General features: G+C 58.1%; 3 protein-coding genes and 1 tRNA gene. 2 read left to right on the top strand and 2 right to left on the bottom strand.

Annotation, left to right across the window (positions count from 1 at the left end):
• Positions 1-123: 123 nt before the first annotated feature.
• Both PG731_RS09075 and tadA read right to left on the bottom strand, forming a co-directional pair.
• Positions 124-213, bottom strand: a tRNA-Ser gene (locus PG731_RS09075).
• A gap of 118 nt (positions 214-331) precedes the next feature.
• The gene (gene tadA, locus PG731_RS09070; RefSeq protein WP_270773477.1) at positions 332-1,183 is read right to left on the bottom strand and encodes a tRNA adenosine(34) deaminase TadA; all 852 of its coding nucleotides are present in this window, start codon (positions 1,181-1,183) and stop codon (positions 332-334) included.
• Between the two features lie 291 nt (positions 1,184-1,474).
• Here tadA and upp point away from each other — a divergent pair, with 291 nt between their 5' ends.
• Positions 1,475-2,113: a uracil phosphoribosyltransferase gene (gene upp / locus PG731_RS09065; protein ID WP_270773476.1), complete on the top strand. Its 639-nt coding sequence runs from the start codon at positions 1,475-1,477 to the stop codon at positions 2,111-2,113.
• Between the two features lie 235 nt (positions 2,114-2,348).
• Positions 2,349-2,897, top strand: a complete 549-nt coding sequence (locus PG731_RS09060; protein ID WP_270773475.1) for a YagU family protein — start codon at positions 2,349-2,351, stop codon at positions 2,895-2,897.
• Positions 2,898-2,973 lie beyond the last annotated feature (76 nt).

Raw genomic sequence — 2,973 nt, 5'->3', positions numbered from 1 at the left:
CTAATCCCGACACGCCAACAAAAACACACATTTTGTCGTTTAACCCGTCATTGCCGAATACGCCACGGGGTGCAGACGCTCGGCATAAAAATGTGTCCCGCAGTCAACGACTGCGGGACACTCTGGCGGTAGCGCAGGGATTTGAACCCTGGGTGGCTGTTACACCACACAGCATTTCGAGTGCTGCACCTTCGGCCGCTCGGACACGCTACCAATGCGCATAAGTATAAACAGAAGTCGCCGGCAAACTCCACACGAGGTCCGCCCATGCGATACGTTCCACACGTTGTCCCCGCGTCGTTACGCAAGCATTCTGCCAACCCCGCACCGATCAGTGCCTCGCCCGCTGAAACGCGTGACTACGCAACGGAATACCCGCCACCATGCGCACATCTGCCGAGGTGCCCACATGCTTTGGGCGAGTGGGCGCAGATACAGCGGACGTCGTTTCCCTAGCTGGCACCGCATCCACCTTCGAAGCAACGAGGCCCGAATTTTCGTGTTTCACCCGATCAGACACCGGTTGCGAAGCTCGCTCCATCTGCGGAAGCAACGTCGTAGCAGACTCTTGTGTAGGCTCTTCAGACTTCTTCACTTCCCTGTCACTGTCTGAAACGGAGTCCGAAGACTCGAGCGAATTCGGGTGATTCCACGACGCAATTGTCTCTAAGGGAGGGACAACAACTGGCTCACTTGCCAGAGCACCGCGCCCCGTTGGCTCAGCCGTAGTTTCGCGCTTGTCTTGGAAGAATGCCTTCAGCTGGATCATAGCTTCGGCACCTAAGACACCCGGAATGACCTCAAGGCTGTGATTCATCCGAGAATCACGCAACACATCACGCAACGAACCCGCTGCGCCAGCCTTCGGATCCCACGCGCCAAACACCACGCGATCAACGCGTGACGCCAACGCCGCCCCCGCGCACATTGTGCATGGCTCAAGCGTAACAACTAGCGTGCAGCCCACAAGGTTCCAACGCTTCAAGGTCTGGCCAGCCTCGCGAAGCGCATTGATCTCTGCGTGACCGCACGGATCATGCGCGGCCTGGCGAGTATTCCAGCCCTTGCCAACAATCCGCCCCAGCGGATCAATGACAACGGCACCAACCGGCACATCACCCGATTCACGGGCCTGGTTGGCGTAGAACAAAGCGCGACTCATCGCGTCTCGATAACGATCCATTGGTGTCACGCCTACAGCCTACCGGCAGCCATATACAAATTGAATCGCACTATCCAACCGTGCAGGAAACTCTCAGGAAAAACGGCTTTTTCACGCGCCTTTCACTCAAAAATCCGCCTATCTCTCCACCTGAGACATCGTCCCAATATCGTCCGGCGCAATCAAGGAATCACCCTCACATTACGGATCCGGGCCTCGTCCCCCATCAAACACAAGTGGCACCGAGGCGGAATAATCACGAAAACGCCGGCACGCTACCCACTGTCCGCCCGCGCGCGGTAGCCTTGAACTATGCATCTTCATGTCGCGGACCACCCGCTTGTTAGCCATAAGCTCACCGTTCTGCGCGACCGCGAAACGCCGTCCGCAACCTTCCGCCAGCTCGTCGACGAGCTCGTCACACTGCTCGCCTACGAGGCCACGCGCAACGTCGCCGTTTCCGAAACCGCGATCAACACGCCCGTCGCCCCAACCGTTGGCCTGCAGATCTCCGAACCGCGCCCTATCGTCGTCCCCGTCCTGCGCGCAGGCCTGGGTATGCTCGAAGGCATGACCCGCCTGGTCCCGACCGCAGAGGTCGGCTTCCTCGGCATGCGTCGCGACGAGGACACCCTCGAAATCGAAACCTACGCCAACCGCCTGCCCGACGACCTGTCCGGTCGCCAGTGCTTCATCCTCGACCCGATGCTCGCCACCGGTCATACCATGGTCGCAGCAACGAACTACCTGTTTGAACGTGGCGCCAAGGATGTCACCTGCGTCTGCATTCTCGCAGCTCCGGAGGGCATCGCCGAACTTGAAAAAGCAGTCGGCGACCGCGCAGACGTCAAGGTTGTTGTCGCTGCTGTTGACGACCACCTCAACGAGAAGTCCTACATCGTCCCGGGTCTCGGTGACGCTGGCGACCGTCTTTACGGCATCGTTGACTGACGCTGTTGCATGCACGTTCACTTTCATAGTGAACGCCGTACATATCTGAAGTAGAGAGCCACTCCACTCGGGGTGGCTCTCTACTTTTTGTTTCTTTGTCTCTCTGGCTCCAGCACATCAGCAACGAGGATGAATTCCCTGGTTGTTCACTCAGCGCCAGAGATTTACATGCGATGTGAGGCGTTTAATCGCTTACTACTGTCACACTGTCAACCGATTGGCATATGCTGACAGCATGAATATCACACAGACTGATCCGAAGCGTCGCAAGTACGGCGTTGCAGCACTTGTTGGCCTCATCGGCGGCATCATCTCCGCCATCATCAAATTCGGTTGGGAGGTACCACTGCCCCCGCGTACGCCGGAACGCAACGCCACCAACCCGCCGCAGTCCCTGCTTGAATTGTTCGGCATGAACCCCGACCTCACGCACGCCACCTACACCTTCAACGGCAACGAAGGCCTGCCGTGGATGTCCTTCATCATCCACTTCTCCTTCTCGATCGTCGTCGCCATCGTTTACTGCGTGCTCGCTGAGCGCTTCCCGCAGATCAAACTCTGGCAGGGCGCCGTCTTCGGCATCCTCGTGTGGATCGGCTTCCACGTCATCCTCATGCCACTCATGGGCATCGTCCCGGCACCGTGGGATCAGCCATGGCAGGAGCACTTCTCCGAGATCTTCGGCCACATCGTCTGGATGTGGGTCATTGAAGTCTTCCGTCGCGACCTGCGCAACCGCTTCACCAAGGAACCGGACGCCGAGTTCGCGCTGGAAACTCACTGATCGCACTGATTACGCTGACCGCGACTTGAACGGGTTAATAGACAAAAATCGTTGCTAATGGCGGCGTGTTGTTAGT

This window comes from Pauljensenia sp. OF14-1SRA (assembly GCF_027694595.1).
GTDB classification, from domain to species: Bacteria; Actinomycetota; Actinomycetes; order Actinomycetales; family Actinomycetaceae; genus Pauljensenia; species Pauljensenia turicensis_B.
This window is presented reverse-complemented; position numbering and strand designations above follow the sequence as displayed.